Origin of the sequence: Vibrio sp. T20, assembly GCF_007858795.1 — a bacterium.
In the GTDB taxonomy this organism is placed as follows: domain Bacteria; phylum Pseudomonadota; class Gammaproteobacteria; order Enterobacterales; family Vibrionaceae; genus Vibrio; species Vibrio satsumensis.
In genome coordinates this window covers 1-398 of the sequence record NZ_VFEB01000007.1, presented here as the reverse complement: position 1 = coordinate 398, position 398 = coordinate 1, and the positions used below count along the sequence as shown (strand labels likewise).

Here is a 398-nt window from a genome sequence, read left to right as displayed (position 1 = left end):
GTTGGTGATTTAATGATCGAAATCGGCAACGAGATGTTGTCGTTCGATACCGAAGAAACGACTCGCTTCTTTAATCAGCGTATTGCCGATGGCATCGACGAAGACATGGCAAACAGCCTCAGAACCTATGTGGAAGGTTGGCCATCGGCGATGCAGTTGATCGCGTTGCAAGCGCAACATCAAAACCGTACATTGGCACAAACCGTAGAGTCGGTATCGCAGTTCAATCACGCGCATTTATGGGATTACCTGGTAGAAGAAGTATTTGACCTACTCGATCACGAAACTCGTCATTTCTTGATGCAAGTTTCCGTGCTTGACCACTTCAATGATGAGTTGGTGTTTGCCCTCACCCAACGCGAAGATGCGCTTGGTTTGATCGAATCATTAAACCGCTA

At 47.0% G+C, this 398-nt stretch carries 1 pseudogene; it reads left to right on the top strand.

Going from position 1 to position 398, the window contains the following annotated elements:
* Positions 1-398 (top strand): annotated as a pseudogene (locus FTW16_RS01085) (transcriptional regulator MalT); the annotation flags it as partial.